The following is a 21,004-nucleotide window of genomic DNA, read 5'->3' on the forward strand; positions in this document are numbered from 1 at the left end:
CGACGACGAAGTGATGAATGACGAAAACGCCGAAGCCACAGGCGATGACAGCCATCACCGGCGTATCAAGAGCTTCGTGATGCGCGCTGGTCGCATGACCGAAGGCCAGCAGCGCGGTCTGGATCAGGGCAAGCCCCTTTTCGTGCTGCCGCTGGCTGACGCCCCTGTGGACTTCGATCAGGTATTCGGACGCTCGGCTCCGCGCACCCTTGAGATCGGGTTCGGCATGGGCCACTCCTTGCTGGAGATGGCAGCCGCCTCGCCAGAGCACGATTTCATCGGCGTCGAAGTGCATCGTCCTGGCGTCGGCGCCTTGCTCAACGGCGTTATCACGCAGGGTCTCACCAACCTGCGCGTCTACGACTGCGATGCCATCGAAGTGCTTAACCGTTGCGTCGCAAACAACAGCCTCGACCGCTTGATGCTGTTCTTCCCGGACCCGTGGCACAAGGCGCGTCATCACAAGCGTCGGATCGTTCAGGCCGAATTCGCCGAACTGGTGCGCACCAAGCTCAAGCCGGGCGGCGTGCTGCACATGGCAACCGACTGGGAACCCTATGCCGAGTACATGCTGGAAGTGATGAATGTCGCGCCGGGTTATCGCAATCAGGCCGAAGACGGCAAGTGCGTTCCGCGTCCTGCGGAACGTCCGATCACCAAGTTCGAGCGACGTGGCGAGCGCCTCGGTCACGGGGTCTGGGATCTGAAGTTCGAGAAGCTCGCCTGATCACTTTCTGATCAGGAGCAGCCCGAATTGCGGCTGCTCCTAAGCTTTTGCAGCAAAATGCAGCTGCTACTCCTCTTGTCTGACCCACCTTTCCAGTTCTTCCTACCAAGGCTACAAAGTCTTCGGAATCGTCCGACATCCAATTTCAATATCGATCTTCATAGTCCCCGCCGTTGCATATATCAATATTGATGACGAGGAATGAAGATGAACAAGTTTTGGCAAATGGCTGCGATCGCCACGCTGATTGCGACCACCAGCGGCTGCGTCAGCTACAACGTCAGCCAGCCAAGCGCTTCGCTGTCCGGCGACGTGAAGACTGATCTGAAGGCTGACGTGAAGGTCGGTGAAGCCATCAGCGGCGAGTCCTCTACCAATGTCCTGTTTGGCTGGCTGAACATCGGTGGCGACACGCAGTTTGCCGACGGCGTGACCTATGGCGGCGCGAGCGGCGGTGGCGGCATCGGCCTTCCTCTGCCGGACCCTGTCTCGTCCACCAAAGCGGCTGCAGCATTCAAAGCCGTGAAGTCGTCCGGATCGGATTTGATCGTTGCGCCGCGTTACGAAGTGACCGTCAACGACTACTTCATCTTCAAAAAGGTGAACGTGAAAGTGACCGGCAACAAAGGCAGCATCCAGAGCATTCGCTGATGGATTGATCGCACTTGGCTACAGCGAAGTGTGATTCTTGAAGAGCGCCCTTCTCGCATCGCGAGCAGGGCGTTTTTGCGTAATTGCGGGCCGCCCCTGCGCCGCCAGGCCCTCACTAGCAGGTGCGGTTCAGATGCCTCGATCTACTACTTGCGGTCTGCCACAACCCCAATCAACACCAGCACTACCACCAGGACGGGCGCCAGGCTGTAGTTGTTGAACTGGCTCAGCCCGCGGACTACCCACGGCGTCGCATAGATCAACGCAGCGCCACTGCCGATGGTGCATAGCAGCGCCATGATGGGAATGCGCAGTGCGCCGGCGAAGCTGCCGATACGGCCCTCGATCCACCCCTTGATGTCGGTTCCGAACAGAATCAGCAGGCAGCCCACCAACGCCAGGGCAATTTCCGACAAATTGCTGCGACTCCAGCGCGAGACGGTGGCCAGCAGGTCGAGTACAAAATCCATTGAGTGTCCTTAGTGTGAGCGTTACAGGAGAAAGTGCTGCAGCAGGTCGTTGAGGAATAACTGGCCGCGAGCGGTCGCCACCAGCCTTGACGAATCGGTCTCCAGCAAGCCGCGTTGTTCCGCCTCAAGACGGGCGCTGGCCAGCGAATCGAGGCTTAGACCGGTGCGACGTTGAAATAACGCAGCGTCCACGCCTTTTGTCAGGCGCAACGCGTTCATCAGGAATTCGAAGGGCATTTCATCCAGAGGCAACAGTTTTTCCCCTGCCTGGAATGCCTTCGCAGGATTGAGGTAGTCCTTCGGTAGCCGGGTTTTCCAGGTGCGAATGATGCGCCCATCCGGGTGGCTGAGCTTGCCATGGGCGCCGGCGCCAATCCCGATGAAATCGCCAAAGCTCCAGTAATTCAGGTTGTGCCGGGCTTCGCGTCCCGCCTGTGCATAAGCGGACACTTCGTACTGGGCGTAGCCGTTTTCCCGAAGCAGTGTCTGACCGGCCTCTTGGATATCCCAAAGAATGTCGTCTTCCGGCAGCACGGGCGGCTGATTCCAGAACACTGTATTTGGCTCAAGTGTCAGCTGATACCAGGACAGGTGCGTGGGTGCGAGGGCGATCGCCTGACGCAGGTCGCTCAGCGCATCGTCCTGCGACTGGTCCGGCAGGCCATGCATCAGGTCCAGATTGAAGTTATCGAACCCCGCCTGACGCGCCATGCCCGCAGCGCGCACAGCCTCATCGCCATTATGAATACGCCCCAGCGCCTTGAGTTTGGCTTCCTGGAAACTCTGAATGCCGATGGACAGCCGATTGATGCCCAGGCTTCGGTAGGCGCTGAATTTCTCCTGCTCGAAGGTGCCCGGGTTGGCCTCCAGCGTTATCTCGATGTCCGGGGCAAAGCGGATGCGTTGCTCCACCCCACGCAACAGGCGACCTAGCGCGTTGGCGCTGAACAGGCTGGGCGTGCCGCCACCGAAGAAAATCGTGCTGAGTTCTCGTCCATAAACGTGGGGCAGATCCTGATCGAGATCGGTCAGCAGCGCGTCAATGTATTCCTGCTCGGGCAATACCGGGCTTGCCGTATGGGAATTGAAATCGCAATACGGGCATTTGCGTACGCACCACGGAATGTGGATGTACAGCGACAGCGGCGCAAGCTCGGCAAGTGGCGCACGCGGTTGCTCCGAGGAGAAACCGGCCGCGCCGAGAATCAGCGGCCGGGTGGTGGCGTCCTGAGTCATTGTTGATCCGCGCTCAACCCCAGACGCTGAAGCAGGAGGGCCATGGCGCGAGCGCGGTGACTGATCTGGTTCTTGTCGGCGGGAGTGAGTTCGGCGCTGGAGCAGTCGCGCTCTGGCACCCAGAACAGCGGATCGTAACCGAAGCCGTGCTCGCCGCTGGCGGCGGTGAGGATGCGCCCATGCCACAGGCCTTCGCAGAGAATCGGCAGCGGGTCGTCGGCGTGACGCACCAGTGCCAGAACGCACACGAACTGGGCGCTGCGTTCGTCAGCGGGAACGTCCTTGAGGGCGTCCAGCAATTTGGCATTGTTCGCCGCATCGCCCTGGCCATCGGCGTAACGCGCCGAATAGATGCCGGGCGCGCCGCCGAGGTAATCCACGGCCAGCCCCGAGTCGTCCGCCAGCGCCGGCAGACCTGAAATGCGCGCAGCATTACGCGCCTTGAGAATAGCGTTCTCGACGAACGACAGCCCGGTTTCCTCGGGCTCAACGCTGCTGAATTCACCGATGGAGCGCAGCTGAACATTGGCGCCGAGCATGGCCTGAAGTTCTTTGAGTTTGCCGGCGTTATGGCTGGCCAGTACGAGCTGGGTGAGGTTCATGATAAGTCCGTGAAAGTCGCTGCGTGAATCTGCTGATGGAAGCTGAGCCCGTGGCATCGCAGGTGCCCGTCAGTTCTGGAACGGGGCCGTTGACGCGGGACGGGCGATGATCATTCTTGCTGAGGCCTTCTTGCGGCATGCACTCAGACGGCGATCTGATGGTCCTGCAAACCTGGGCTGCTGACTCGGTAAATGCCGATTTCTCCCAACAGATTAGGCCACAACTTGCTGGCCCAACCGTGCCGATGCTGTTGGTCCACCGCGAGACGATCAATGACCTTCGCCGAGCGACCGCCACACAGTTCTTCGAAATCCTCGAAGGTGCAGAAGTGGATGTTGGGCGTGTTGTACCACGTGTAAGGCAAAAATTCGGAAACCGGCATGCGTCCCTTGCTAGCCAGGTACCAGCGGCAACGCCAGTGCCCGAAGTTCGGGAACGTGATAATGCACTGGCGGCCCACGCGCAGCATTTCGTCAAGAATTCGGTCGGGGTAATGCACGGCCTGCAGGGCCTGGGTCATGACCACCACGTCGAAGCTGTTGCTGGCGAAGTTGCCCAGGCCTTTATCCAGATCCTGCTCGATGACGTTGACGCCACGCGCGACGCAACGCGCAATGTTATCTGCGTCGTTTTCCAGCCCGTAACCGGTGACTTGCTTGTGCTGCTGCAGCCAGGCGAGCAATTCGCCGTCGCCACAGCCGAGGTCGAGCACACGGCTGCCAGCCGGTATCCAGTCTTGGATGATTTCCAGGTCGGCTCTCATGGTGTCCTCAGAGTGCAATTCGGTTCATGTAGCTGGAGAACGCCTGCAGATAGCGCGGAATTGGCATCAGGAACGCATCGTGGCCCTGAGGCGCATCGATCTCCAGATAACAGACGTCTTTTTTGGCAGCCATCAGCGCGTCGACCAGCTCGCGTGAACGGGCGGGGGAGAAGCGCCAATCGGTGGTAAACGACATCACACAGAACCTCGCGCTGACGTTGGCGAACGTGGCGGCAAGATCGTCGTTGAAGTTGGCTGCCGGGTCGAAGTAGTCCAGCGCCTTTGTCATCAGCAGGTAGGTATTGGCGTCGAAACGCCCCGAGAATTCCTCGCCTTGATAACGCAGGTAGCTCTCGACTTGAAACTCGACGCTGTGAAAGTCGTAGTTGAGGTTTTCATTCTTCAGGCCGCGGCCGAATTTCTCACCCATCGAGTCATCCGAGAGGTAAGTGATGTGCCCGACCATGCGGGCCAGCATCAGGCCGCGCTTGGGAATTACCCCGTGTTCCTGAAACGAGCCGCCGTGGAATTCCGGATCGGTGAGGATCGCCTGACGTGCGACTTCGTTAAAGGCGATGTTCTGCGCCGACAGCTTGGGCGCCGAGGCAATCGCCAGGCAATGACGCACGCGCTCGGGATAGGTAATCGTCCATTGCAGCGCCTGCATGCCGCCCAGGCTGCCGCCGACAATGGCGGCCCACTGATCGACACCCAGCCGGTCGGCCAGACGCGCCTGGCTGTGGACCCAGTCTTCGACAGTCAGCACCGGAAAGTCTGCGCCGAACGGCCTGCCGGTTTCCGGGTTGATGCTGCTGGGGCCGGTGGAGCCATTACAGCCGCCTAAATTATTCAGGCTCACGACGTAGAACGTGTTCGTGTCGATGGGCTTGCCGGGGCCGATGCAACTGTCCCACCACCCTGGCTTGCGGTCTTCTTCGCTGTGGTAGCCGGCGGCATGGTGGTGACCCGAAAGCGCATGGCAGATCAGCACCGCATTGCTTTTCGCGGCGTTCAGTTGACCATAGGTTTCGTAAACGAGGTCGTAGGCAGGCAGCGAACGTCCGCAGGCCAGGGCCAGCGGGTCACTGAAGTGAGCCGTTTGCGGCGTGACTAGACCGACAGAATCTTTGGGAAAGACCGTGGACATCGACCCTGCTCTCGCTGAAATGAGGCGTAAGTCTAAAGATCGCGGTGGGGTGCGGCAACAAAGTCCCGCCATTACTTGGCGATCGGGTCCGGACCGCTTCTGTATAGAGGCGCGCTTGCCCGCGATTGCGGTAGATCGGACATGACCGTGTGGGATGTTCCGACGCTTTCGCGGGCAAGCGCGCTCCTACAGTGGATCGCGCCAGGCTTTAACTTGGCGGTAATCAGATAAGCCGCCACAGCTCCTGCGGCATGCCGGCATAGGCGGCCAGCTCAGGCATGACGTAAGACTGCAGCACCTGAATGGCCAGGAACGCGAAGATCGGCGAGATATCCAGGCCTCCCAGGTTCGGGATGATGCGGCGGAATGGCGCCAGAATCGGCTCGCTGATCTGATAGGCAAGCTCGGCCGCCGGGTTGTGGCTGCCGGGTGCAATCCACGACACGATGACCATGATGATCATTGCCACCCAGAAAATCTTCAGCAGCAGCGACGTGATGCCGATGATTGACCACATCAACAAGTGCGGCACATCCCCAATGGTGCCGTAGGTCATCATCAGCACGAAGGCCATCAACAGCGCCTGGATGATGATGGCCAGCAGCAGCGAGGACGTGTCCAGACCGAACACGCTCGGGACGATCCGACGGATCGGCTTGAGCAACGGCTGGGTCGCACGCACTGCAAACTGGCAAAGCGGGTTGTAGAAGTTGGCTTTGACCAGTTGCAGCACAAAGCGCAACAGGACGATGGTCAGGTACAGGCTAATGAGCGTCTGGATGACGAAGATCGTAGCGCCGGTGAGTGCATGCATGAATGGCTCCTTATTTGCCCAGCTGTTCGGCGAGTTCGGCGGAGCGATGCGCGGCGGCGCCCAGCGCTTTCTCCACGATGGCTTCAAACCCGTCAGCCTGAAATGATTTTATGGCTGCTTCGGTGGTGCCTGCAGGCGAGGTCACACGACGACGCAGTTCGGCAGCATCGACGTCGCTGCCAGTCGCCATGAGGGCCGCGCCCAAGGCGGTTTGCAGCGTGAGTTTGCTGGCCACCTCCGCCGGCAGCCCAAGCTTCACGCCTGCGGCTGTCATGGCTTCAATGAGCAGAAAGAAATACGCCGGGCCGCTGCCCGACACGGCTGTCACCGCATCGATATGGGCTTCCTGTTCAACCCACAGCGCAATGCCGACGGCGGACAGCAACGTCTCGGCCTGTTCGCGCTGTGCCTGGGTTACCTCGGCTGTGGCATACAGCCCACTGACACCCTGGCGCAGCAGCGCGGGCGTGTTCGGCATGCAGCGCACCAAAGGTTGCTCGCCCAGCCATGCACGCATGCTGGCGCAGGTGATACCGGCAGCGATGGAGACGATCAATTGATGAGGCTTGAGTGCCGGCTTCAGTGCTTCGCACACGGTTTTCATCATTTGCGGCTTGACCGCGAGCAGCACCACATCGGCGCCCTCAATCGCCTCTGCGTTGTCGGCGACCACCTTGATGCCATGCTCCAGCGCCACGCGCTCGCGGGTTTCTGCGCCGGGGTCACTGGCGCGAATCAGGTCAGCCTCGACGCCTTGGGCGCGCATGCCGCCAATCAGGCTGGCTGCCATGTTGCCGGCGCCGATGAACGCGATACGGGTTTTGCTCATGAACGGTTTCCTGTGGGGCAAAGGTTAGGGCTGCCCATAGTTGCGGGCGCCAAAGAGGGCAGTGCCGATCCGCACCCAGGTCGCGCCCTGTGCGATCGCGGCCTCCAGGTCGTGGCTCATGCCCATGGAGAGCGTGTCGAGCGGCAGGCCCAGTTGCACCTGCAGTGTGCTGACCGCGGCGAACGAGGCATTCTGTTCGTCTCGGTCATCTGTGGGTTCTGGAATGGCCATCAAGCCGCGCAACGTAAGGTTGGGCAGCGCGTTGATGGCTTGGGCGAGTGCTGGCAGGTCTTCAGGGCTGCAGCCGGATTTGCTGGCTTCGCCACTGACGTTGACCTGAATGCAGATGTTCAGCGGCGGTAATGCGGGCGGACGCTGTTCAGACAGTCGTTGTGCGATTTTCAGACGATCCACCGAATGCACCCAATCAAAGTTCTCGGCGATGGGGCGAGTTTTATTGGACTGGATGGGGCCGATGAAATGCCAGATCAGAGGCAGGTCAGCCAGCTCGGCCTGTTTGCCGAGGGCCTCCTGAAGGTAGTTTTCACCAAAATCGCGCAGGCCTGCGTCGTAGGCTTCACGCAGATCGCTCGCCGGCTTGGTCTTGCTCACCGCCAACAGGCCAATGGACGCCGGATCGCGCTGAACGGCCTGCGCTGCGTCGCGAATTCGCTCGCCGAGCGTTGAAATGTTCTCTGCTATCGTGGACATTGATTTGCGCCAGCAGGGCTAAGGTCTGCGGCATTCTATGTGATGAGGAGCTGTATGGATATTACCGAGCTGCTGGCCTTCAGTGCCAAGCAAGGCGCGTCGGACTTGCATCTCTCTGCCGGCCTGCCACCGATGATTCGGGTCGACGGTGATGTGCGGCGGATTAACCTGCCGGCACTGGACCAGAAAGAAGTTCAGGCGCTGATCTACGACATCATGAACGACAAGCAGCGCAAGGACTTTGAGGAAGACCTGGAGACAGACTTTTCCTTCGAGGTGCCGGGTGTTGCGCGTTTCAGGGTCAACGCTTTCAATCAGAATCGCGGTGCAGGTGCCGTGTTCCGGACCATTCCGTCGAAGGTCCTGAGCATGGAAGAGCTGGGCATGGGCGAAGTGTTTCGCAAGATTACCGATGTGCCCCGTGGTCTGGTTCTGGTCACGGGCCCGACGGGTTCGGGCAAGTCCACCACCCTTGCCGCCATGGTCGATTACCTGAACAGCAACAAGCATCACCACATTCTCACCATCGAAGACCCGATCGAATTCGTTCACGAGTCCAAGAAAAGCCTGATCAACCAGCGTGAAGTTCACCGGGACACCCACGGCTTTGCCGAAGCATTGCGATCCGCGCTGCGTGAAGACCCGGATGTCATTCTGGTGGGTGAGCTGCGGGACCTGGAGACCATTCGCCTGGCCCTCACCGCGGCCGAAACCGGTCACCTGGTGTTTGGCACGTTGCACACGACGTCCGCTGCCAAAAGCATCGACCGTATCGTGGATGTGTTCCCGGCCCAGGAGAAGTCGATGATCCGCTCGATGCTCTCCGAATCGCTTCACGCCATCGTCTCTCAGGCGCTATTGAAAAAGGTCGGCGGAGGGCGGGTTGCGGCCCACGAGATCATGATCGGCACGTCGGCCATCCGAAACCTTATCCGCGAGGACAAGGTGGCGCAGATGTACTCGTCGATTCAGACCGGGGGAGCGCTGGGGATGCAGACACTGGACATGTGCCTGAAGGACTTGATCAGCAAGGGGCTGATCACACGCGAGAGCGCGCGGGAAAAGGCGAAGACACCCGACAACTTCTAAAGGGCAACTCACGACGGTCAACGAGCAAAGCACTGCAGGAGCGCGCTTGCTCGCGATTGCGGTGGGTCAGCCAAGCAGGTTCAGCTGACAGATTGCAATCGCGGGCAAGCGCTTTCCTGCAGTAGCCGCAACGGGTTTAACGCTGGGCGATGCGCACGGTGCCTTTCTGGCTCGGCGGCTGTTTTGGCAGCACGCGCTTGGCAACCACGTAATGGCTGTCCCAGTACGGTTTCTTCAGCGTATCGATGGTCACCGATTTGCCACGGCGTGGTGCGTGAACGAATCGATCGTTACCCAGATAAATCGCTACGTGATTCACCTGGCGGCTCTTGATGTTGAAGAACAACAAATCGCCTGGCTTCAAATCCTTGCGGTCGACCTTTTGCCCGTGACCTTCGGCCATGGCGTTGGACGTACGCGGCAAATCGACTTCGCTCACGTCGTTGAAGGCATATTTAACCAGTCCGCTGCAGTCGAACCCTTTTGTCGGGCTGGTGCCGCCCCAACGATAAGGTGTACCGATGACATTGACAGCCCGATTGACGACCGTGCTGCTCTGCTTGGTACCCATCTGTGCCGGATTGGCCAGGGCGACGGTGTTCTGCGAAATCTTGCGGGAGCCGCGTGATTTTCCCTGAGCGACTTTCGCTCGTTTGCCGGAGGTCGCGAGTGGAGTAGCCGTCTGTTCCAGTGCAGCCATGGCAGCACGTTGGGCAGCGATATTCCGTGAAACGGATTCCGGCGACTCGGACCTGGCGGTGAAACCTGTGAAGCTCGGTGGTAGCGTTTGCTCACGATTGGTGGCGTGGGCGGCCAGTGGCATAAATAGGCAAATAGTTAGCCATGTCTTGAAAAATGGACGCATTAGGCAGGGCTCTTGTTGGTCAGCGCGCAACTTTATAACAGCTTTTTGCGAAATCCCGAGGCCACTTGTCGAACAATTTACTGTCCCTGAGGTCAGTTGCGCCCATCAAACTGTCATTTGACCATGCTGATGACCTTGCAGAACAAGGGGTTGCAGGATTGAAAGGAGGTTCAAGCCATACGTCGGACGGCATCACCAAAGTCACAAAACTTACGCATATTTTTTTCTATTGCCGCAGATGAGGTCCTTCATGAACACCTATCAACACGATGTTCAACGCCCCGATACCCACAGCAAGGTGATGGGGTATTTGCTCTGGATTGTGGGATTTACCGGTGCTCACCGTTTCTATTACGGCAAGCCGGTCACGGGGACGATTTGGTTTTTCACGCTCGGCCTGTTGGGCATTGGCTGGCTGATCGACCTGTTTCTGATTCCAGCGATGGATCGAGAGGCTGACCTGCGATTCAACGCCGGCTCGACCGATTACAGTATTGCCTGGATCCTGCTGACCTTTCTGGGTGTGTTCGGTGTGCACCGGATGTATCAGGGCAAATGGATCACCGGGATCATTTACCTGCTGACAGGCGGCTTGGCGCTGATTGGCGTGCTGTACGACTTCTGGACCCTCAACGATCAGATATCGGTAAAGAACGGCCGTCGGTGAATGAGCGTGCCGGTCATGTGATCGGCATCGCACGCAGCACGCAGGGTGTCAGCGCCATCTTTGCGGGGTGTAGATTTTTCGCGGGCAAGCGCGCTCCTACATATATGCGCTACGCAACACCCTGTAGGAGCCGGCTTGCTGGCGAATGCGTTGGGTCAGACGCTGCAAAAGCTGAATCCCGCTCAACCGTTGTAGCTGACCCGGCCATCCACAAACGTGTACCGCACAGCGCTCGGCAGGCAATGGCCCAGGAAAGGGCAGTTCTCGCCTCTGGACAGCCATTTCTCCCCAGCGACGGTGGAAGCCGCCGGATCAAACAGCACCAGGTCTGCAGGCGAACCCGCAGTCAGCGTGCCGGCGGGCAGGCGCAGCGCAGCGGCGGGACCTGCACTGAGGCGCGCCAGCAGCGTCGGCAGGTCCAGCAGGCCGTCTTCGACCAGCGTCATTGCCAGTGGCAGCAACAACTCCACGCTGCTGATGCCTGGCTCGGTGGCGCCAAATGGTGCCAGCTTCGCGTCGCGCTCGTGCGGCTGATGGTGGCTGGAGATCGCTTGTACCACGCCTGATTTCACCGCTTCACGCAGCGCGTCGCGGTCGGCGCGGGTTCGCAGCGGCGGCTGCACGTGATACAGGCTGGAGAAGCCTGTCAGCGCCTCGTCGGTCAGGATCAGCTGATACAGCGCGACATCCGCTGTCACTGGCAGACCGCGTGCCTGAGCCTGAGCGATCAGCGTCACACCGCGCGCGCTGGTCAATTGAGTGAAGTGCGCGCGCACACCGCTTTGCTCAACCAGCAACAGGTCACGCGCCAAGGCCACCGTCTCGGCGGTTTCCGGAATACCTGGCAGACCGAGGAAGGCAGCAGTGGGACCGTCATGGGCCAACCCGCCTTCGGCGAGGTCGTGATCCTGCGAACTGAAAATCACGGTCAGGTCGAATGTTGCCGCGTATTCAAGGGCACGGCACAGCGTGCGGTTGCTGCGAAAATTTACCAGACCATTGGTGAATGCTACGCAGCCAGCATCGCGCAGGGCGATAAGCTCGGCCAATTGCTCGCCTTCCAGGCCCTTGCTCAGCGCCCCAATCGGGAACACCTTGCTGTGGCCTGCCTCGCGGGCACGGTCCAGAATCAGCTCAGCCACAGCAGACGTGTCGAGCACCGGCTTGGTACGTGGCGGGCAGCAGAGGCTGGTGACGCCGCCTGCCGCTGCGGCGCGGGTTTCGCTGGCGATATTGCCTTTGCGGCTGTACCCCGGCTCGCGCAGGGACACATTGAGATCGACCAGGCCAGGCGCGGCGATCAATCCGGTGGCATCGATAGTTTCCGTCGGGCTGAATCCGGCAGGTGCCGCGCCGAGGGCTAGCACCTTGCCTGCTTCAAGATGGACGTCGATTACTTGATCCAGACCGCTGGCAGGGTCGATGACGCGCGCGCCGAGGATACTGAACTTCACTGGGCGATCTCCTGCTCGAACTGACGTTGTGCGGTTTGGCCACTCATGGCCATGGACAGGACGGCCATGCGCACCGCAATGCCGTAAGTCACCTGGTTGAGAATCACCGAATGGGCCCCGTCGGCCACTGCCGATTCGATCTCCACGCCCCGGTTGATGGGACCCGGGTGCATCACGATCGCGTCGGGCTTGGCACCGGCCAGTCGTGCGGTGGTCAGGCCGAACAGCCGGTAAAACTCCCCCTCGCTCGGCAGCAGGCCGCCCGACATGCGCTCGCGCTGCAGGCGCAGCATGATGACCACGTCGACGTCCTTCAGGCCTTCGTTCAAGTCGGTGTAAACCTTGACCCCATATTGCTCGACGCCGACCGGCAGAAGGGTTTTCGGCGCCACCACGCGGATGTCGGGGCAGCCCAGCGCTTTGAGCGCAATCATGTTGGAGCGTGCTACTCGGGAGTGCAGGATGTCGCCCACGATCGCTACCGAGAGGTTTTCAAAATTCCCCTTGTGGCGGCGGATGGTCAGCATGTCCAGCATGCCCTGGGTCGGGTGCGCGTGGCGGCCGTCACCACCGTTGATGATCGCGACCTGGGGGCTGACGTGTTCAGCGATAAAGTGCGCGGCTCCGGAGTCGCCATGGCGCACGACGAACATGTCGGCGGCCATGGCTTCAAGGTTGCGCAGCGTATCGAACAGCGTCTCGCCCTTGCTGGTCGAGGAGGTCGAGACGTTCAGGGTAATGACGTCCGCCGACAGCCTTTGCGCAGCCAGCTCGAACGTGGTGCGGGTGCGTGTCGAGTTTTCAAAGAACACGTTGCACACGGTTTTGCCACGCAGCAACGGGACTTTTTTCACCGCTCGCGCGCCGACTTCAAGAAACGAGTCGGCGGTGTCGAGGATTTCAGTGAGCAGCTCGCGGGGCAAACCGTCGAGCGATAGGAAGTGTTGCAGCTGGCCCTGATGATTCAGTTGCAGCGGGCGCTTGGCGTCGAGAGGCGTCATCGCAAAGGACTCTTAGAGGGCGGCGGAATCGGTGGAGAGGTCTTGCAGCTCAAGCGTCAGTGGCGCGGGGCCGGACAGCTTGACCCGCTGGTTCGGCGCCAGTGACAGGGTCGCACCGGTCACGTTCGGCCGAATCGGCAGGTCTGCGGCGTCCAGATCCAGCAGTGACACCAGCGTTACGCTGGCCGGACGGCCATAGTCGAACAGTTCGTTGAGCGCGGCGCGAATGGTGCGTCCGCTCATGAGCACGTCATCGATCAGCACCAGGTGCTGGCCTTCAATTTCGAAGGGCAGTTCTGAAGGGCGCACTTGCGGGTGCAGGCCGTTCTGGCTGAAATCGTCTCGGTAAAAAGAGACGTCCAGTGTTCCCAGCGGCGATTGACTGTTCAGGGTCTCAAGCAGCGCCTGCGCCACCCACACGCCGCCCGTACGAATACCAATGAAGCGAGGCTCCTGGATACCGCGTTTGTTCAGGTGCGCAGTGAGATCAGTCGCCATCTGGCGGATCAGTTCGGCGGGATTTGGCAGGCTCATGGTTGCTCCTTCAGGTGCCCCGACGTGCGCTGCGCGAGCGTGCGGGGTAGAACTCGAATGTGTTGCAGTCTGGGTCGATCAGCTATTGAACAGCGCGGTATTGGCTTCAAGCCAGCTTTGCAGCAGAAGCGCTGCGGCAATAGCGTCCACCGGGTTATCCCGATAGCTGCCGTTCTGGCCGCCGCGGGAGGCACGTTCGCCTTTCGCTTCGAATGTGGTCAATCGTTCGTCGTGGGTATACACCGGCAGGTTGAAGCGGCCGTTGAGCTTGCGCGAAAACTTCTCGGCGCGTGCGCTCATCTCGCTGGGCGTACCGTCCATGTTCAGCGGCAGCCCGACGACGATGGCGTCGGGTTTCCATTCAGTGATCAGCGCCTGAACCTTGTCCCAGTCCGGGACGCCGTTCTGGGCTTTGAGCGTGCACAGCTCGCGGGCCTGGCCGGTGATGACCTGGCCGACGGCCACGCCGATCTGTTTAGTGCCGTAATCGAATCCCAGCAAGAGGCGCAGTGCGGCCATCAGGCGTGTCCCGCCTGGCTGGTGAGCAAGTTGAGGTTGATCCCCAATTTGGCCGCTGCAGCGTCGAGACGCTGTTCACTCTCGACTTCAAAGAGAATCGCCGGATCAAAGGCGCAGTTGAGCCAGGCATTGGCGGCAAATTCGGCTTCAAGCTGGCCCGCGTCCCAACCGGCATAGCCAAGGGTGATCAGGTTTTGATCAGGGCCGTACCCGTCTGCGATGGAAAACAGAACGTCCTGGGACGTCGACAGCGAAATGCCCCCGAGGTCCACAGTGGCCTGGAACACCTGACCGGAAGGGTGCAGGACAAAGCCGCGATCGGTTTGCACCGGGCCACCGAGGTGCACAGCGATGTGCTTGCACCGCTCGGGCGGCGGCAATTCGGGGCGAAGCTGTTCAAGGATGTCTGCCAGCGACAGGCTTTGCGGTCGATTGATGACCAGCCCCATGGCGCCATTGGCATTGTGCTCGACGATGTAGGTCAAGGTCTGAGCGAAGTTCTCATCGTGCATGTGCGGCATGGCGATCAGAAACTGGTGTTTGAGGTAAGACGCAGAGACGTTTTTCATGAGCCCTAGTGTGGCGTCGCGGGGCTGTTGTGACAACTGGCAGAACCTACAAGCGGGCGGATAAATCACGACGCAGGTCAGGTTTCATATTGTTGTTGCGTCGGCTCAGACGCAAATCGCCCGGCGAGCAGGGCGCCCGGGACTGAGGTACCGGATCAGTTACTCGACAGTTTGTCCCCGCGCGCAAACTTCCACGTGCGGATGATCTCGAGGCGGTCGATGTCTGCCAGGTCACCGGTAAATGGCGCAAAAGGCGCCGCCAGCCGAACAATTTTCTGTGCTGCCTGATCCAGCAACGGTTGACCGGATGATTCGAGAATCAGTACTTCGTACAGCGAACCGTCCCGATTGATGGACACCATCATGCGCAAGCTGCCGTAAACCTGTTTGCGTCGGGCTTCATCCGGGTAATTGAGGTTGCCGATGCGCTCGATTTTCTTGCGCCAGTCCTCCTTGTACCAGGCGCCCTTGTCGCGCATGGTCGAAGCGGCGCTCAGACGGTGGATTTTCGGTCGCTTGGCGTAGGCCTGCTGTTCATCGGCGAGCTCGGCTTCAAGGCTGGCGATTTCGCTGTTCAACTGGGTGCTGTCGATGGTCGGCGCGACTTTCTTCTGTTCTTCAGGTTTGACCTCTTCGCGCTTGGCGACGGTCTTTTGCGTAGAAGGGGCTTTGGTGGCCACAGCGGTCTTGGGCGCCTCCTGCTTCACCACGGGTTTAGCAGCAGGCGGTGGAGTGACTTTGTTGATCTGGTTGTCTTGGTACGGTGCGATTTCGGTGATTTTGGGCACCGCTTTCTTGTCGAGGGAGCCGCTGCCTTCCTGGTTTTGCTGGGCCAGAAAATCAGCATCCTTGGGCTTTGTGTCGCTCTTGAATGGCGCAAGTGTGATTTCGAGGGTCTGGCTGATTTTCTCGGGTTTGACGTAGGTGAAGCCCACGCCGAGGATGACCGCCAGATGCACGAGCGCGGCGATCATCAGAGTAAAACCGAGGCGATCGGCCGGGCGCACGCCGGTGCGGGTCAGGGACATGGGGAGATCATCGTCGACCGCAGCGTTCATCCACGCTCCGGCAGCACACGTGCCAGCATTACAGACCCACCTAACGCAGAAATTCAGGCCGCGCATGATAACGCAATGTCGTCACTTGCTTGGCGTTTGATGTGGGCGGGCCGATTAGTGGGAGTGCCGATCCTGCTCTATTGCAGGACGACACAACCCGCTTGCAGGAGCGCGCTTGCCCGCGATTGCGGTGTGTCAGCTACCGACTACAGGGCTGACCGACCGCCTTCGCGGGCAAGCGCGCTCCTACAGAATAAGCGGCCGGCAACGGAGCGTGGCGCCGGTGCCGGTGCCGGATGATGCTCACGCGCGGGCCTGCAGCTTCTTCTCGATCACGTCCATCAACATCCCGCCTATGTCCGTCCCGAACGCGTTGTCGATTTCACGGATGCACGTCGGGCTGGTGACGTTGATTTCGGTCAGGTGCTCACCGATGACGTCCAGTCCCACAAACAACAAGCCCTTTTCACGCAGCGTCGGGCCGATCTCGGCAGCGATCCAGCGGTCGCGGTCGCTCAAGGGGCGCGCCTCGCCTCGCCCGCCAGCGGCCAGGTTGCCTCGTGTTTCACCGGCGGCCGGAATGCGCGCCAGGCAATAGGGCACAGGCTCGCCGTCAACCATCAGGATGCGCTTGTCGCCATCTTTGATGGCCGGCAGATACGCTTGCGCCATGATCTGCTCGTGGCCGTGCTTGGTCAGGGTTTCCAGGATGACCGAAAGGTTCGGGTCGCCGACGCGGTGACGGAAAATCGATGCGCCGCCCATGCCGTCCAGAGGTTTGAGAATGACATCGCCGTGCTTGGCCGCGAACTCGCGCAGGATGTCCGCGCGACGACTGACCAGCGTGGGCGGCGTGCACTGCGGGAACAGCGTCGCGAACAGCTTCTCGTTGCAGTCACGCAGGCTCTGCGGCTTGTTGACCACCAGCACGCCGGCGCGCTCGGCTTGCTCGAGCAAGTAGGTGGCGTACACGAACTCCATGTCGAACGGCGGATCCTTGCGCATCAGGATTACGTCGAGGTCGTCCAGGGTGCTGTCGACTTCAGCTTCAAGTTCAAACCAGTGGGCAGGGTCGGCGAAGACTTTCAGCGGTTTCATGCGGGCGCGGGCCTGGCCAGCGTCCTGATACAGATCGTGCTGTTCCATATAGAACAACGACCAGCCGCGGGCTTGGGCCGCCAAGAGCATGGCCAGCGAGCTGTCCTTTTTATAGGAAATGCGCTCGATGGGGTCCATGACGATTCCCAGGCGAATGCTCATGGGTAATATCCTCTGCTCGGTGATGGCCACGACAGGCCGAAAATAGGCGTCAGGGTGGCGCTGCGCCGGCTTCGGGTCAAGGGGCAAGGCTTTATGGATTGACCGTGGAGAGTGTGCTAAAAAGGCTCGGCATCCGGCGTTGCGCCAGCGCTGCCTTGGCACGTCCGATGACCCCGATCCCAAACCAGATGCCCGGCAGAAGGCAACCCATCTGATTCGCCGCGGCGATGGTAGAGCAGATATGGAACAGCATTCAGCCCCATTGAAAGTAATGGTCATCGACGACTCCCGCACGATTCGTCGTACCGCCGAGACATTGCTGAAAAACGTCGGCTGTGAAGTGATCACCGCCATCGACGGTTTCGACGCGCTGGCGAAGATTGCCGACCATCATCCCAGAATCATTTTCGTCGACATCATGATGCCCAGGCTCGACGGGTATCAGACCTGCGCGTTGATCAAAAACAATCGGGCTTTCAAATCCACGCCCGTGATCATGTTGTCCTCAAGGGATGGACTGTTCGATAAAGCCAAAGGGCGCATCGTCGGTTCCGATCAGTTTTTGACCAAACCGTTTAGCAAGGAAGAGCTGCTCAGTGCAATCAAGGCCCATGTGCCCGGGTTCGTTGCAGTAGAACAACAACTATCTTGATGCCGGCCCCCAGTTGGCGGGACGGCTGTTTCTATGGGGAAGCACCATGGCTCGAATTCTGATCGTCGATGATTCGCCGACCGAAATGTACAAGCTGACGGGCATGCTGGAGAAACACGGCCACGAGGTTCTCAAGGCGGAGAACGGTGCGGACGGCGTTGCGCTGGCCCGCCAGGAAAAGCCCGATGCGGTGTTGATGGACATCGTCATGCCTGGCCTGAACGGCTTTCAGGCGACCCGTCAGCTGACCAAAGACGCTGATACCAACATGATCCCGGTGATCATGATCACCACCAAAGATCAGGAAACCGACAAGGTCTGGGGCAAGCGCCAGGGCGCGCGGGATTACCTGACCAAGCCGGTGGACGAAGAAACGCTCATGAAAACCCTGAACGCGGTGCTCGCGGGCTGACCCCCGGCTAACGCTCATGTCCCGTTCACAAACCGCCTTCCAGTTGCTGCTTGATATCGACCAGCGCTGCCGCTCACTGGCTGCCGGCCTGCCGTTACAGGAAACCCGGCAACAAGGCTGGAGCGGCATCGGCTTTCGCATGGGTGAGCGCTATTACGTAGCGCCCATGGGCGAAGTCGACGAAATTCTTCACGAGCCGCGCTGTGCAGCATTGCCGGGCGCCAAAGCCTGGGTCCGGGGCATTGCCAATCTGCGTGGACGCTTGCTGCCGGTGATGGATTTGGGCGCCTTTTTTGGCCACGAAGCCTCTCTCACGCGCAAACAACGCCGTGTGCTGGTCATCGACTTTCAGGGCACGTTCGTCGGCTTGTTGGTGGATGAAGTGCTCGGCATGCAGCATTTCAGCGAGCGAAGCCTGATGCCTGAGACGGGTCACGACAGCGAGCCTGACGTCGCGCCTTATGTTCAGGGCCGATTCGTGCGCGAACAAGCCTGGCAAGTGTTCAGCCCCAGAGCGCTGGTACAGTCACCTGACTTTATGGACGTGGCGCTGTGATGCGGCGCGGTATTGCTAAGCCAGCGAGCCGTAGCTCTCGCACGCGCAGGCTTGGCAGTTGCGACTGCCCGAGCGCGCCCGCACACACGCTTGGCACTTACGACTGCACGAGCACGCCCGCTCACACGTGTGGCACTTACCACTGCCCGAGCCCTGTAGGAGCCGGCTTGCTGGCGAATGCGGTGGGTCAATTGCAGATGCGTTGCCTGACACGGCGGGTTCCCCATCAAGCCGGCTCATACAATGGAGGGTGCATGTCCCAACCATCATGTTCCCGACGGCTCCCCCTAAATCGAACATCAGGCGGAGCCCTGAGCAATGAGTAATCGCGGCAAGTCACTGGAAGGCGCGCGCAGCCGATCACAGATCGTTGTGCTGTTCATCTGCCTCATCGTTTTCATCATGCTGTTGTTCGTCAATTTCGCGTACCTCAGCACACAGTCCAACTACGACAAACAATACATAGGCCATGCCGGTGAGTTGCGCGTGCTGTCGCAACGCATCGCCAAAAATGCCACCGAAGCGGCAGCCGGCAAAGCGGCGGCGTTCAAATTGCTGGGTGAGGCGCGAAACGACTTCGACACGCGCTGGCAATATTTAAAGAAGGGCGACAAGAGCACCGGCCTGCCTGCCGCACCTGCTGCCGTAGGCGACGAACTGAAAGCGGTGCAGACCGATTGGGAAAACCTGCGCAAAAGCACTGACGTCATTCTCGCGCGGGAGCAGACGGTGCTTTCGCTGCACCAAGTCGCGGCGACACTCGCGCAGACCATCCCGCAGTTGCAGGTCGAGTCCGAAAAGGTCGTTGATATTCTGCTGCAAACCCGTGCGCCAGCCAGCCAGGTGGCGCTTGCCCAGCGTCAGTCGCTATTGGCCGAGCGGATACTGGGCGCGGTGAACACGGTCTTGTCCGGGGACGAAACGGCGGTTCAGGCGGCCGATGCGTTCGGCCGCGATGCCAGCCAGTTCGGCCGTGTGCTCAACGGCATGCTGGAAGGCAACGCAGCGCTGAAAATCGCTCAGGTCGAGGACCGCGATGCCCGCGCACGGCTGGGCGAAATTTCCGAGTTGTTCCAGTTCGTGTCGGGCTCCGTCGACGAAATCCTTGAAACGTCGCCTGAGCTGCTGGAAGTCCGTGAAGCAGCGGGCAGCATCTTCAGCCTCTCGCAAACGCTTCTCGATGAAGCTTCGGTGCTGGCCAACAGTTTCGAGCACATGGCTGGCGGGCGCACGGCCTACAGTTACGGTGGCTATATCCTCGGCCTGCTGGCGTTGGCGTCGATCATCCTCATTGGTCTGGTCATGGTGCGCGAGACCAATCGCCAATTACGCGAGACCGCCGAAAAGAACGAGCGTAATCAGAACGCGATCATGCGCTTGCTTGACGAAATCGAAGACCTGGCGGACGGCGATCTCACTGTTGCCGCTTCGGTCACCGAGGACTTCACCGGCGCCATTGCCGACTCGATCAATTACTCGATCGATCAACTGCGGGAATTGGTTTCGACCATCAACCTCACCGCCGAGCAGGTGTTTGGCGCCGTGAAAGACACGCAGACCACGGCCACCCAGCTGGCGGCCGCGTCCGAGCATCAGGCGTTACAGATTGCTGCGGCCTCCAATGCCATCAATGAGATGGCGACGTCCGTCGAGCAAGTGTCGGCCAATGCCTCCGAGTCGGTAGCGGTCGCCGAGCGCTCCGTGACGATTGCCAATAAGGGCAACGAGGTGGTGCATAACACGATCACTGGTATGGACAACATCCGTGAGCAGATTCAGGACACGTCAAAGCGTATCAAGCGTCTGGGCGAGTCCTCCCAAGAGATCGGCGACATTGTCAGCCTGATCGATGACATTGCCGATCAAACCAATATCCTTGCCCTCAACGCCGCCATTCAGGCCTCGATGGCGGGCGATGCCGGGCGCGGTTTCGCGGTGGTGGCCGATGAAGTGCAGCGGCTGGCCGAGCGCTCGTCTTCGGCGACCAAGCAGATCGAGACGCTGGTACGCGCGATTCAGAACGACACCAACGAAGCCGTGATTTCCATGGAGCAGACCACCGCCGAAGTGGTGCGGGGTGCGCGACTGGCGCAGGATGCCGGTGTCGCCCTGGAGGAGATCGAAGGTGTTTCCAGGGTCCTTGCAGCGTTGGTCGAAAGCATCACCAATGCGGCGCAGCAGCAGGCCGCATTGGGTCAGCAAATATCATCGACCATGCTGGTGATCCAGCAGACGACCACGCAGACCACGTCCGGCACTGCGGCCACTGCCCGAAGCATGGGCAATCTGGCCAAGATGGCGAGCGAGATGCGGCGCTCCGTATCCGGGTTCACGCTGCCGACCTCGCGGCGTTGATTGTCGCTTCGATGGCCCCATTGATAACCCAATTGATAACCCGGTTAATGCAAGCGATGCAG

Annotated in this window: 24 protein-coding genes; 8 read left to right on the forward strand and 16 right to left on the reverse strand. The window is 60.1% G+C overall.

All coding sequences use genetic code 11. The features are described from left to right. Positions 1-13: 13 nt before the first annotated feature. On the forward strand, positions 14-727 hold the full coding sequence (gene trmB, locus QRN48_RS11900) for a tRNA (guanosine(46)-N7)-methyltransferase TrmB (protein ID WP_285350878.1): 714 nt from the start codon (positions 14-16) through the stop codon (positions 725-727). A 207-nt stretch (positions 728-934) separates the two neighbouring features. Then, entirely contained in the window at positions 935-1,378 is a 444-nt protein-coding gene (locus tag QRN48_RS11905) for a hypothetical protein (protein WP_285350764.1), read from the forward strand. Between the two features lie 146 nt (positions 1,379-1,524). On the opposite strand, the gene QRN48_RS11910 is transcribed toward QRN48_RS11905, so the two are convergent. The 8 genes from QRN48_RS11910 to QRN48_RS11945 all read right to left on the reverse strand — a co-directional run bounded on the left by QRN48_RS11910 (position 1,525) and on the right by QRN48_RS11945 (position 7,951). Then, entirely contained in the window at positions 1,525-1,848 is a 324-nt protein-coding gene (locus tag QRN48_RS11910) for a DUF3392 domain-containing protein (RefSeq protein ID WP_191944649.1), read from the reverse strand. Between the two features lie 21 nt (positions 1,849-1,869). Beyond that, positions 1,870-3,084 carry a radical SAM family heme chaperone HemW gene (gene hemW / locus QRN48_RS11915; RefSeq protein ID WP_285350765.1) on the reverse strand — a complete coding sequence of 405 codons (1,215 nt, stop codon included), beginning with the start codon at positions 3,082-3,084 and terminating at the stop codon, positions 1,870-1,872. Further along, the gene (gene rdgB / locus QRN48_RS11920; protein ID WP_037019273.1) at positions 3,081-3,689 is read right to left on the reverse strand and encodes an RdgB/HAM1 family non-canonical purine NTP pyrophosphatase; all 609 of its coding nucleotides are present in this window, start codon (positions 3,687-3,689) and stop codon (positions 3,081-3,083) included. The genes hemW and rdgB overlap by 4 nt, the downstream gene beginning before the upstream one ends. 140 nt (positions 3,690-3,829) lie before the next feature. Further along, a complete protein-coding gene (metW, locus tag QRN48_RS11925) occupies positions 3,830-4,450 on the reverse strand; it encodes a methionine biosynthesis protein MetW (RefSeq protein ID WP_285350767.1) in 621 nt (206 codons plus the stop codon). Positions 4,451-4,457: 7 nt separating this feature from the next. After that, positions 4,458-5,597 carry a homoserine O-succinyltransferase MetX gene (metX, locus tag QRN48_RS11930; RefSeq protein ID WP_191944647.1) on the reverse strand — a complete coding sequence of 380 codons (1,140 nt, stop codon included), beginning with the start codon at positions 5,595-5,597 and terminating at the stop codon, positions 4,458-4,460. Positions 5,598-5,820: 223 nt separating this feature from the next. Then, complete coding sequence (locus QRN48_RS11935) at positions 5,821-6,411, reverse strand: YggT family protein (RefSeq protein WP_037018848.1); 591 nt, start codon at positions 6,409-6,411, stop codon at positions 5,821-5,823. A 10-nt stretch (positions 6,412-6,421) separates the two neighbouring features. Then, positions 6,422-7,240, reverse strand: a complete 819-nt coding sequence (gene proC, locus QRN48_RS11940; RefSeq protein ID WP_191944646.1) for a pyrroline-5-carboxylate reductase — start codon at positions 7,238-7,240, stop codon at positions 6,422-6,424. Between the two features lie 24 nt (positions 7,241-7,264). Next, positions 7,265-7,951 (reverse strand): YggS family pyridoxal phosphate-dependent enzyme, encoded by a 687-nt coding sequence (locus tag QRN48_RS11945; protein ID WP_285350771.1) that lies wholly within the window; start codon positions 7,949-7,951, stop codon positions 7,265-7,267. A gap of 54 nt (positions 7,952-8,005) precedes the next feature. On the opposite strand from QRN48_RS11945, the gene QRN48_RS11950 reads away from it, so the two are divergent. Then, positions 8,006-9,040 carry a type IV pilus twitching motility protein PilT gene (locus tag QRN48_RS11950; RefSeq protein WP_037018854.1) on the forward strand — a complete coding sequence of 345 codons (1,035 nt, stop codon included), beginning with the start codon at positions 8,006-8,008 and terminating at the stop codon, positions 9,038-9,040. 136 nt (positions 9,041-9,176) lie between these two features. Here the strand turns inward: QRN48_RS11950 and QRN48_RS11955 are convergent, their stop codons facing one another. After that, complete coding sequence (locus QRN48_RS11955; RefSeq protein ID WP_037018856.1) at positions 9,177-9,905, reverse strand: C40 family peptidase; 729 nt, start codon at positions 9,903-9,905, stop codon at positions 9,177-9,179. A gap of 250 nt (positions 9,906-10,155) precedes the next feature. Between QRN48_RS11955 and QRN48_RS11960 the strand changes: the two genes are divergently transcribed. Then, positions 10,156-10,572 (forward strand): NINE protein, encoded by a 417-nt coding sequence (locus QRN48_RS11960; protein WP_285350773.1) that lies wholly within the window; start codon positions 10,156-10,158, stop codon positions 10,570-10,572. Between the two features lie 182 nt (positions 10,573-10,754). On the opposite strand, the gene QRN48_RS11965 is transcribed toward QRN48_RS11960, so the two are convergent. The 7 genes from QRN48_RS11965 to gshB form a co-directional block, all read right to left on the reverse strand. Beyond that, positions 10,755-12,026 (reverse strand): dihydroorotase, encoded by a 1,272-nt coding sequence (locus QRN48_RS11965; RefSeq protein WP_191944644.1) that lies wholly within the window; start codon positions 12,024-12,026, stop codon positions 10,755-10,757. Beyond that, positions 12,023-13,027, reverse strand: a complete 1,005-nt coding sequence (locus tag QRN48_RS11970) for an aspartate carbamoyltransferase catalytic subunit (RefSeq protein WP_037018862.1) — start codon at positions 13,025-13,027, stop codon at positions 12,023-12,025. The genes QRN48_RS11965 and QRN48_RS11970 overlap by 4 nt, the downstream gene beginning before the upstream one ends. Before the next feature lie 12 nt (positions 13,028-13,039). After that, positions 13,040-13,561 carry a bifunctional pyr operon transcriptional regulator/uracil phosphoribosyltransferase PyrR gene (pyrR, locus tag QRN48_RS11975; protein ID WP_037018864.1) on the reverse strand — a complete coding sequence of 174 codons (522 nt, stop codon included), beginning with the start codon at positions 13,559-13,561 and terminating at the stop codon, positions 13,040-13,042. Between the two features lie 78 nt (positions 13,562-13,639). Continuing rightward, entirely contained in the window at positions 13,640-14,080 is a 441-nt protein-coding gene (gene ruvX / locus QRN48_RS11980) for a Holliday junction resolvase RuvX (protein ID WP_037018866.1), read from the reverse strand. Beyond that, positions 14,080-14,649: a YqgE/AlgH family protein gene (locus QRN48_RS11985; protein ID WP_037018868.1), complete on the reverse strand. Its 570-nt coding sequence runs from the start codon at positions 14,647-14,649 to the stop codon at positions 14,080-14,082. Before QRN48_RS11985 ends, ruvX begins: the two co-directional genes overlap by 1 nt. 155 nt (positions 14,650-14,804) lie before the next feature. Then, positions 14,805-15,707, reverse strand: coding sequence for an energy transducer TonB (locus tag QRN48_RS11990; protein WP_191944642.1), 903 nt, complete (start codon positions 15,705-15,707; stop codon positions 14,805-14,807). A gap of 303 nt (positions 15,708-16,010) precedes the next feature. Continuing rightward, positions 16,011-16,967 carry a glutathione synthase gene (gshB, locus tag QRN48_RS11995; protein WP_285350779.1) on the reverse strand — a complete coding sequence of 319 codons (957 nt, stop codon included), beginning with the start codon at positions 16,965-16,967 and terminating at the stop codon, positions 16,011-16,013. Positions 16,968-17,208: 241 nt separating this feature from the next. On the opposite strand from gshB, the gene pilG reads away from it, so the two are divergent. The 4 genes from pilG (at position 17,209) to QRN48_RS12015 (ending at position 20,942) form a co-directional block, all read left to right on the forward strand. Then, on the forward strand, positions 17,209-17,619 hold the full coding sequence (gene pilG, locus QRN48_RS12000; protein ID WP_037018874.1) for a twitching motility response regulator PilG: 411 nt from the start codon (positions 17,209-17,211) through the stop codon (positions 17,617-17,619). A 46-nt stretch (positions 17,620-17,665) separates the two neighbouring features. Next, positions 17,666-18,031 carry a twitching motility response regulator PilH gene (gene pilH, locus QRN48_RS12005; protein ID WP_002551739.1) on the forward strand — a complete coding sequence of 122 codons (366 nt, stop codon included), beginning with the start codon at positions 17,666-17,668 and terminating at the stop codon, positions 18,029-18,031. A gap of 16 nt (positions 18,032-18,047) precedes the next feature. After that, on the forward strand, positions 18,048-18,587 hold the full coding sequence (locus tag QRN48_RS12010; RefSeq protein ID WP_037018877.1) for a chemotaxis protein CheW: 540 nt from the start codon (positions 18,048-18,050) through the stop codon (positions 18,585-18,587). A 318-nt stretch (positions 18,588-18,905) separates the two neighbouring features. Beyond that, a complete protein-coding gene (locus QRN48_RS12015; RefSeq protein ID WP_191944640.1) occupies positions 18,906-20,942 on the forward strand; it encodes a methyl-accepting chemotaxis protein in 2,037 nt (678 codons plus the stop codon). The last annotated feature ends 62 nt before the right edge of the window (positions 20,943-21,004 follow it).

The sequence above is a fragment of the Pseudomonas sp. ME-P-057 genome (assembly GCF_030208975.1).
GTDB classification, from domain to species: Bacteria; Pseudomonadota; Gammaproteobacteria; order Pseudomonadales; family Pseudomonadaceae; genus Aquipseudomonas; species Aquipseudomonas lutea.

What these genes read in the sequence shown, in the direction of transcription:
- QRN48_RS11955 (WP_037018856.1), bottom strand. Translation starts at nt 9,905, where the DNA reads ATGCGTCCATTTTTCAAGACATGGCTAACTATTTGCCTATTTATGCCA.
- QRN48_RS11950 (WP_037018854.1), top strand. Translation starts at nt 8,006, where the DNA reads ATGGATATTACCGAGCTGCTGGCCTTCAGTGCCAAGCAAGGCGCGTCG.
- QRN48_RS11910 (WP_191944649.1), bottom strand. Translation starts at nt 1,848, where the DNA reads ATGGATTTTGTACTCGACCTGCTGGCCACCGTCTCGCGCTGGAGTCGC.
- QRN48_RS11985 (WP_037018868.1), bottom strand. Translation starts at nt 14,649, where the DNA reads ATGAAAAACGTCTCTGCGTCTTACCTCAAACACCAGTTTCTGATCGCC.
- metW (WP_285350767.1), bottom strand. Translation starts at nt 4,450, where the DNA reads ATGAGAGCCGACCTGGAAATCATCCAAGACTGGATACCGGCTGGCAGC.
- metX (WP_191944647.1), bottom strand. Translation starts at nt 5,597, where the DNA reads ATGTCCACGGTCTTTCCCAAAGATTCTGTCGGTCTAGTCACGCCGCAA.
- proC (WP_191944646.1), bottom strand. Translation starts at nt 7,240, where the DNA reads ATGAGCAAAACCCGTATCGCGTTCATCGGCGCCGGCAACATGGCAGCC.
- QRN48_RS11960 (WP_285350773.1), top strand. Translation starts at nt 10,156, where the DNA reads ATGAACACCTATCAACACGATGTTCAACGCCCCGATACCCACAGCAAG.
- gshB (WP_285350779.1), bottom strand. Translation starts at nt 16,967, where the DNA reads ATGAGCATTCGCCTGGGAATCGTCATGGACCCCATCGAGCGCATTTCC.
- pilG (WP_037018874.1), top strand. Translation starts at nt 17,209, where the DNA reads ATGGAACAGCATTCAGCCCCATTGAAAGTAATGGTCATCGACGACTCC.
- hemW (WP_285350765.1), bottom strand. Translation starts at nt 3,084, where the DNA reads ATGACTCAGGACGCCACCACCCGGCCGCTGATTCTCGGCGCGGCCGGT.
- ruvX (WP_037018866.1), bottom strand. Translation starts at nt 14,080, where the DNA reads ATGGCCGCACTGCGCCTCTTGCTGGGATTCGATTACGGCACTAAACAG.
- QRN48_RS12015 (WP_191944640.1), top strand. Translation starts at nt 18,906, where the DNA reads ATGAGTAATCGCGGCAAGTCACTGGAAGGCGCGCGCAGCCGATCACAG.
- QRN48_RS11935 (WP_037018848.1), bottom strand. Translation starts at nt 6,411, where the DNA reads ATGCATGCACTCACCGGCGCTACGATCTTCGTCATCCAGACGCTCATT.
- QRN48_RS12010 (WP_037018877.1), top strand. Translation starts at nt 18,048, where the DNA reads ATGTCCCGTTCACAAACCGCCTTCCAGTTGCTGCTTGATATCGACCAG.
- pilH (WP_002551739.1), top strand. Translation starts at nt 17,666, where the DNA reads ATGGCTCGAATTCTGATCGTCGATGATTCGCCGACCGAAATGTACAAG.
- pyrR (WP_037018864.1), bottom strand. Translation starts at nt 13,561, where the DNA reads ATGAGCCTGCCAAATCCCGCCGAACTGATCCGCCAGATGGCGACTGAT.
- QRN48_RS11945 (WP_285350771.1), bottom strand. Translation starts at nt 7,951, where the DNA reads ATGTCCACGATAGCAGAGAACATTTCAACGCTCGGCGAGCGAATTCGC.
- QRN48_RS11990 (WP_191944642.1), bottom strand. Translation starts at nt 15,707, where the DNA reads ATGAACGCTGCGGTCGACGATGATCTCCCCATGTCCCTGACCCGCACC.
- QRN48_RS11970 (WP_037018862.1), bottom strand. Translation starts at nt 13,027, where the DNA reads ATGACGCCTCTCGACGCCAAGCGCCCGCTGCAACTGAATCATCAGGGC.
- QRN48_RS11905 (WP_285350764.1), top strand. Translation starts at nt 935, where the DNA reads ATGAACAAGTTTTGGCAAATGGCTGCGATCGCCACGCTGATTGCGACC.
- trmB (WP_285350878.1), top strand. Translation starts at nt 14, where the DNA reads ATGAATGACGAAAACGCCGAAGCCACAGGCGATGACAGCCATCACCGG.